Source organism: Rhodoferax sp. (assembly GCF_030653815.1).
Classification (GTDB): domain Bacteria; phylum Pseudomonadota; class Gammaproteobacteria; order Burkholderiales; family Burkholderiaceae_C; genus Rhodoferax.
The window spans coordinates 260,916-267,973 of the sequence record NZ_JAURYQ010000006.1; the positions used below are offsets into that span (position 1 = coordinate 260,916).

Annotated in this window: 8 protein-coding genes; all 8 read right to left on the minus strand. The window is 63.3% G+C overall.

What is annotated here, in order from left to right; genetic code table 11:
- Positions 1 to 27: 27 nt before the first annotated feature.
- A complete protein-coding gene (locus Q7U49_RS02455; protein WP_304762160.1) occupies positions 28 to 1,209 on the minus strand; it encodes an isovaleryl-CoA dehydrogenase in 1,182 nt (393 codons plus the stop codon).
- Positions 1,210 to 1,251: 42 nt separating this feature from the next.
- Entirely contained in the window at positions 1,252 to 1,686 is a 435-nt protein-coding gene (locus Q7U49_RS02460; RefSeq protein WP_304762161.1) for a PaaI family thioesterase, read from the minus strand.
- Positions 1,683 to 2,087, minus strand: coding sequence for a MerR family DNA-binding transcriptional regulator (locus tag Q7U49_RS02465; protein ID WP_304762162.1), 405 nt, complete (start codon positions 2,085 to 2,087; stop codon positions 1,683 to 1,685). The genes Q7U49_RS02460 and Q7U49_RS02465 overlap by 4 nt, the downstream gene beginning before the upstream one ends.
- 63 nt (positions 2,088 to 2,150) lie before the next feature.
- Positions 2,151 to 3,047 carry a M48 family metallopeptidase gene (locus tag Q7U49_RS02470; RefSeq protein ID WP_304762163.1) on the minus strand — a complete coding sequence of 299 codons (897 nt, stop codon included), beginning with the start codon at positions 3,045 to 3,047 and terminating at the stop codon, positions 2,151 to 2,153.
- Positions 3,048 to 3,061: 14 nt separating this feature from the next.
- Positions 3,062 to 3,799, minus strand: coding sequence for a 1-acyl-sn-glycerol-3-phosphate acyltransferase (locus Q7U49_RS02475; protein WP_304762176.1), 738 nt, complete (start codon positions 3,797 to 3,799; stop codon positions 3,062 to 3,064).
- 7 nt (positions 3,800 to 3,806) lie between these two features.
- A complete protein-coding gene (gmhB, locus tag Q7U49_RS02480) occupies positions 3,807 to 4,376 on the minus strand; it encodes a D-glycero-beta-D-manno-heptose 1,7-bisphosphate 7-phosphatase (RefSeq protein ID WP_304762164.1) in 570 nt (189 codons plus the stop codon).
- Positions 4,377 to 4,404: 28 nt separating this feature from the next.
- On the minus strand, positions 4,405 to 6,546 hold the full coding sequence (glyS, locus tag Q7U49_RS02485; protein WP_304762165.1) for a glycine--tRNA ligase subunit beta: 2,142 nt from the start codon (positions 6,544 to 6,546) through the stop codon (positions 4,405 to 4,407).
- A 1-nt stretch (position 6,547) separates the two neighbouring features.
- Positions 6,548 to 7,058 (minus strand): glycine--tRNA ligase subunit alpha (locus Q7U49_RS02490; RefSeq protein WP_304762166.1); only part of this gene is annotated, 511 nt, incomplete at its 5' end.

A 7,058-nucleotide genomic window follows, 5' to 3' on the forward strand; every position in this document is an offset into this window, starting at 1 on the left:
GCCAATGTTAGCTGCTGTCATGTCGCTTCAGCAGGTTTCGGAAAACAGTTCACGCCCAATCAGCATGCGCCGGATTTCCGAGGTGCCGGCGCCAATTTCGTACAACTTGGCGTCGCGCCACAGGCGGCCCAGCGGGTACTCGTTGATGTAGCCATTGCCACCAAAAATCTGCACCCCCTCGCCGGCCATCCAGGTGGCTTTTTCGGCGGTCCACAAAATCACCGAAGCACAGTCCTTGCGCACCTGGCGCACATGGTCGGTGCCCAACAAGTCCAGGTTCTTGGCCACGGTGTAGGCGAAGCTGCGCGCGGCCTGCAGCACGGTGTACATGTCGGCCACCTTGCCCTGGATCAACTGAAATTCACCAATGCTCTGGCCGAACTGCTTGCGATCATGGATGTAGGGAATCACGTTGTCCATGACCGACTGCATGATGCCCAGCGGGCCACCGCTGAGCACGGCACGCTCGTAGTCCAGCCCGCTCATCAGCACCTTGGCGCCCATGTTCAGGCCGCCCAGAATGTTGGCTTCGGGCACTTCCACGTTGTTGAACACCAGCTCGCCGGTGTGGCTGCCGCGCATGCCCAGCTTGTCGAGCTTTTGCGCAATGCTGAAGCCCGGCATGCCCTTTTCAATCAGGAACGCGGTGACGCCGCGCGCGCCCAACTCGGGTTCGCCTTTGGCATAGACCACCAGCGTGTCGGCGTCGGGGCCATTGGTAATCCACATCTTGCTGCCGTTGAGCAGGTAGTAGCCGCCTTTGTCTTCGGCCTTGAGTTTCATCGACAGCACGTCGCTGCCGGCGCCCGGCTCGCTCATGGCCAGTGCACCGACGTGTTCACCCGAAATCAGCTTGGGCAGGTATTTGGTGCGCTGCTCGGGCGTGCCGTTGCGCCTGATCTGGTTCACGCACAGGTTGCTGTGCGCGCCATAACTCAGGCCCACGCTGGCGCTGGCGCGGCTGATTTCCTCCATCGCGATCATGTGCGCCAGGTAGCCCATGTTGGCGCCACCGTACTCTTCGCCCACGGTGATGCCGAGCACGCCCAGGCTGCCCATCTTTTCCCACAGGTCCATGGGAAACTGGTCGCTGCGATCGATTTCAAAGGCGCGCGGCGCGATCTGGCCTTGAGCAAAGTCACGCACGGCGTCGCGCAGCGCATCAATGTCTTCACCGAGTTGAAAGTTGAGTCCGGGCAAGTTGTTCATGGGGGTTTCTCCTGCGTTGTCGTGTTGGGTGAACCTGGAAATTCAGTAGGTTTTGGGCACAGCCATCAGGGTTTGCTGCAAAGCCGCACAGACCGTCTCGCGGCCATCGTCGGCCACATGCATGACCTCGGCGCGGGTCACGATCACGCGCTTGCCGGCCTTGATGACGCGGCCGGTGGCCAGCAGCTTGCCGCCCTGGCAGGCCGCCAGAAAATTGATCTTGTATTCCACCGTGACCACCTCCATGCCCGCCGGGGCCTGGGTCAGCCCGGCGTAGCCCGCCGCAATATCCGCCAGCGCGCCCATGGCGCCACCATGAAAGCCGTCCTGCTGTTGCGTGACCTTGTCCGAATACGGCAAGCTCAGCACGCACAGACCGGACTCGACCTGCTCAATCTGCGCGCCCCAATGGCGCATCAGGCCCTGGCGTTCGAAACTGGCTTGCACCCGCTGCAAGGGTGTGACATGCTGGGTCATGCCTTGGCTTTCCTGGATTGGGTTTTGGCAAGCAAGGCCCGGGCCTCGCGCTGGTGCACCTTGAGTTCGTCCAGATTGGCTTGCAGGTCGGTCATCTGGGCTTCAAGCTGCTGCTGGTGCTGGGCCAGCACCAGCAAGAACTTCTCCAGTTGCGCGGCGGTATCGCGCGGGCTGTCGTACATGTCGATGATCTCTTTCGCCTCGACCAGGCTGAAGCCCAGGCGCTTGGCACGCAGGGTGAGCTTGAGCCGCGTGCGGTCGCGGCTGCTGTAGACCCGGCTGCGCCCGGCCGGGCCGGTACGCTCGGGCTGCAACAGCCCCATGTCCTCGTAAAACCGCATGGCCCGGGTGGTCAGGTCGAATTCCTTGGCCAGGTCGCTGATGCTGTAGGTGTGTGCCATTTGGGTGGGCTGGTATAAATTGACGTGAACGTAAACGTCAATTATGAGGCAAATCCGCCGGTGTCAGGACCAGCGTGGCGCGGCTTCGCTCTTGAGTTGCTGGCGCAGCGCCGCATAGTTGGGCAGCACCGACTGCACCGTGTCCCAGAAGCGCGGGCTGTGGTTCATCTCGCGCAGGTGGCTCAGCTCGTGTGCCACCACGTAGTCGAGCACCGACCTATTGAAATGAACCAGCCGCCAGTTCAATCGGATCGAACCGTCCGACTTGGCACTGCCCCAGCGGGTACCGGCATTGCTGAGGGCCAGCTTTTTCCACTGCACACCCAGCAGCGGTGCAAAGTGGTCCAGGCGCTGCTGGAACACCTGCCGGGCCTGGCGCATCAGCCAGGCTTGCACGACATCGCGAATCTGGTCGGGGCTGGCATGGTGCGGCAGGCTCAGGCGCAGGACCCTGGACGGGTCGCACGGTTCGGATGTCATCAGTTCGGCGTTGGCACAGGCGTGCTCCGGATCCAGCTTGAGCACCAGGTTCTGCCCCAGAAATGGCAAACTGGCCCCGTCACGCCAGTCGATGGTGTGCTCGGCCAGGCGCGCGTGGCGCTCACGCACCTCCTGCAGCTTGCGCAGGATCCAGGCCGATTTGTCCTGCAGCGCGGCGTCCACCTCAACCAAAGGCACCCATTTGGGTGCGCGCACCGCCAGCCCGTGCGGCCCGACACTGAAACCGATGCTGCGCCGCTGGCCGCGCTTGAATTCATAGGCCACCAAGGCATGGCCGAGGCGCACTTCACGGCTGGCGTGAGGGTGACGAAAATGCACGGCCTGCCCCACTGACGTGGCGGGCGGAACGGCCAGTTGGGTGGGTTTGACTCTGGGCCGTATCTTTGGCGCTTTCGTTTCAGGCAGCGGGGCCGGGATGGGCTCGAACAAATCGAGCGTGAAGCGCAGCAGCGGGTGCATGGGTCGCGTGGCGCCTAGACCGATGGATAGGCCTCAGGGTCGATGCGGCGCATCTCGGCCTCGATCCAGGCCTCGGCCTCGCGCATCAGCCCCTTGGGGTCACGCCCGGCGCTGGGCAAGCCCGGGCCGATCGACACCGTCACCACACCCGGGTGCTTGATGAAGCCCCGGCGCGGCCAGCAGCGTGCCGTGGCCACCGCAATTGGAATCACCGGCGCGCCCGACTGCACGGCAAGCCGGCTGCCGGCGGTCTGGTAGGTACCTTTTTGACCGCGCGGCATGCGCGTGCCTTCGGGAAACATGATGACCCAGGTGCCCTGCGCGAGCAGGCGGCAGCCTTGCTCGATGACGTGCTTCATGGCCTCGCTGCGCGACTCGCGGTCGATGTGGATCATGTCCAGGCGCGCCATCGACCAGCCGAAAAACGGCACCTTGAGCAATTCGCGTTTGAACACAAAAGCCAGCGGGTGCGGCATCAGTGTGGGCAGCAACAGGGTTTCCAGCGCGGACTGGTGCTTCGACAACAACACCGCAGCGCTGCTTTTTCCCAGCGGCAGATGCTCATAGCCCAGCACCTTGAATTGCACTCCCAGAATCACCCGCGTGCCCCACATCACCACGCTGAACCAGTTCACCGCCGTCCACCAGGCCGCTCGGCGCGAAAACAGCGACACCAGCAATACGGCACAGGTCCACGGAACCACCGTGACCACCATCCAGACCATGTGCACAATCGATCGAAGCAGCGCCAGCATGGTCTCAGGCCCGCGCTTCTTCGCGGTCAAGCAAGAAGTCGACAAAGGCCGACAGGTTCTCGTGTGCCACGGTATGCGCCGGAAATGCCTCGGGCAGGCTTTTACCCCGGTAAACAGCGCCTTTGCCCGTCATCACCAGGTGCGGCTCACACCCCACCGCAACGGCAGCAACAGCATCACGGGCCGAGTCACCCACTGCGGGCACATTCTTCAGATCCAGCCCGTAACGGTCTTCAATTTGCTCAAACAACCCGGTGTCTGGCTTGCGGCAATGGCAGGCGTCAGCCGGTGTGTGCGGACAGTAAAAAACGGCATCGATGCGCCCGCCCACGTCCGCCAACATCTGGTGCATCTTGGCGTGAATGGCGTTCAGGTCAGACACCTCGAACAGCCCGCGCCCAAGTCCCGACTGATTGCTCACCACCACCGCATGCCAGCCGGCGTGGTTGAGCCGGGCAATGGCTTCCAGCGCGCCGGGTAGTGGATGCCATTCGTCGGCCGACTTGATGAAGTCGTCGCTGTCTTCGTTGATGGTGCCGTCGCGGTCCAGAATCACCAGTTTGATCGGGATCATTTTCTGCCTTCGTCAGCGTTACAAACGGTCATGCAGCCAGGCGCGACAAGTCGGCGACCTGATTCATGGCTCCGTGCAGGGTCTTGAGCAGGCCCAGGCGGTTCAGACGCAAATCGAGCGCCTCGGCGTTGACCATCACGCCGTCAAAGAAGGCGTCGACCGGCGCGCGCAAGGCGGCCAGGGTTTGCAGCGCAGTGGTGTAATCACCCGCCACAAACAGCGCCTGAGCGCGTGGTGCAATGTCCTGCATGGCCGCATACAGCGCTTTTTCGGCCGGCTCCTGCAGCAGCAGTTCGCTCACATGGGCATCGACGGCGCCCGCCGCGTCAGCTTTTTTCAGGATGTTGCTGATGCGCTTGTTGGCCGCTGCCAGCGCCGGTGCCTCCGCCAGCGCGGTAAAGGCGCGCACCGCTGCCAGCCGACGCGGCACGTCACCCAGGCGCTGCGGACGCAAGGCCAGCACGGCGTCGACTTCAAGCGCGCTGTAGCCCTGCTCGCGCAGGGAACCGGCCAGGCGGTCGTAAATAAAGTCGCCGAGCGCCGCACTGGCATCGGTGATCTTGTCACCAAAAGCCGGGACAGCTGACGCCAACAGCGCCTTCAGATCCAGCGCCAGATCTTTTTCAACCAACATGCGGATCACACCGAGCGCGTGGCGACGCAAGGCAAACGGGTCCTTGTCGCCGGTGGGCAGGTTACCGATGCCGAACATGCCAACCAGGGTTTCCAGTTTGTCGGCCAGCGCCACCACCACGCCGACCGGGTTGCGCGGCAGGGCATCGCCGGCGAAACGGGGTTTGTAATGGTCTTCGATGGCCTCGGCCACGTCGGCGGTCAGTCCGTCATGGCGGGCATAGTAGCCACCCATGATGCCTTGCAGTTCCGGGAACTCACCCACCATGTCGGTCAACAAGTCGGTCTTGGCCAGGCGCGCAGCCTGTTCTGCGCGCTCACCCAGCGCCTCACCACCAACTTGCAGCGCCAGCGCTTGGGCAATGGCGCAAACACGCGCCATGCGCTCGCCTTGCGTGCCCAATTTGTTGTGGTAGACCACCTTGTCGAGACCCGCCACGCGGGATTCGAGGGTTTTCTTGCGGTCCTGGTCGTAGAAAAACTTGGCGTCACTCAGGCGCGGGCGCACCACCCGCTCGTTGCCGCCAATCACCGCGCTGGCGTCCAGGGGGCTGATGTTGCTGACCACCAGGAACTGGTTGGTCAGCTTGCCCTGGGTGTCGACCAGCGGAAAGTACTTCTGGTTGGCCTTCATGGTGAGGATCAGGCACTCTTGCGGCACCGCCAGAAACTGCGCCTCGAACTGGCAGGTCAACACATTGGGGCGCTCCACCAGGGCGGTGACCTCGTCCAGCAAGGCGTCGTCCATCAGCACCTCAAAGCCCGGACCCAGGCGCTCGGCGGCTTGGGCCAGTTGCTGCACGATGGCAAAGCGCCGGTCACCAAAGCTGGCGATCACGGCACCGTCGCGCAGCAAGGTGGCGGCGTAGTCGTCCGCATGGTCCACCTGCACCGGCGACTTGTGCGCCTCAAAACGGTGACCTTGCGTCAACTTGCCCGAGCTCAAACCCAGCACCTTGACCGGCACCACGGTGCTGCCATGCAAGGCCAGCAGGCCATGCGCCGGACGCACAAAGTTCACGCTGCTCCAGCCCGGCAGTTCGCAGTCGGTCTCCAGCTGATAGCTCATCATTTTGGGAATTGGCAGCTGCGCCAGCGCCGCCAGCAAGGCGTGCTGCAAGCCCACATCGAGCGTGGCACCGGTCATCTGGCTGTCGTAAAACAGCGCCTCGGCCTTGCCATCCGGCGCCTTGCGCAGCGCCGCCACGGCAAACACCGGATCGGACACGTCAGCGCCTAGCGCCTGCAGTTTTTTCAGCAAAGCCGGGGTCGCCAGGCCGTCGGCATCGAGGCCGACGCTCACCGGCATCAGCTTTTGCTGCACCGCGGTGTCGGCCGCCTTGGCCGCCACATGCGTGATGTGCGCGGCCAGCCGGCGCGGTGACGCAAACGGCGTGCTCACCGAGTCGCTGGAGGCCAGACCCAACTGGCGCAATTGCGCGCACAACTGGCTGGCAAACACCTCACCCAGTTTTTTAAGCGCCTTGGGTGGCAACTCTTCGACAAACAGTTCAACGAGAAGATTTTGGTGGCTCATGTCATGCGGCTTTCTTGGTCATTTCAGCTACCCAGGCACGCGGTGCCATCGGGAAACCCAGGCGCTCGCGGCTGTCAAAGTAGCTTTGCGCCACGCCGCGCGCCAGCGTGCGGATACGGCCAATGTAGGCGGCGCGCTCGGTCACGGAAATGGCGCCACGGGCGTCCAGCAGGTTGAAACTGTGCGCGCATTTGAGCACCTGCTCGTAGGCGGGCAGCGCCAGTTGCGCTTCCATCAGGTGCTTGGCCTGACGCTCGTGCGCGGTGAAGGCGGTAAACAAAAAGTCGGCATCGCTGTGCTCGAAGTTGTAGGTCGACTGCTCGACCTCGTTTTGCTTGTAGACGTCGCCGTAGGTCAGCTGGGTGCCGTCGGCCGCGGGGGTCCAGGTCAGGTTGTAGACGTTGTCCACCCCTTGCTGGTACATGGCCCGGCGCTCCAGGCCGTAAGGGATATCGCCGGTGAGCGGGCGGCAGTCAATGCCACCGTCCGTCTGGAAGTAGGTGAACTGCGTC

Coding starts and splice junctions, on each gene's coding strand:
- Q7U49_RS02460 (WP_304762161.1), bottom strand. CDS start 1,686: ATGACCCAGCATGTCACACCCTTGCAGCGGGTGCAAGCCAGTTTCGAA.
- gmhB (WP_304762164.1), bottom strand. CDS start 4,376: ATGATCCCGATCAAACTGGTGATTCTGGACCGCGACGGCACCATCAAC.
- glyS (WP_304762165.1), bottom strand. CDS start 6,546: ATGAGCCACCAAAATCTTCTCGTTGAACTGTTTGTCGAAGAGTTGCCA.
- Q7U49_RS02470 (WP_304762163.1), bottom strand. CDS start 3,047: ATGCACCCGCTGCTGCGCTTCACGCTCGATTTGTTCGAGCCCATCCCG.
- Q7U49_RS02455 (WP_304762160.1), bottom strand. CDS start 1,209: ATGAACAACTTGCCCGGACTCAACTTTCAACTCGGTGAAGACATTGAT.
- Q7U49_RS02465 (WP_304762162.1), bottom strand. CDS start 2,087: ATGGCACACACCTACAGCATCAGCGACCTGGCCAAGGAATTCGACCTG.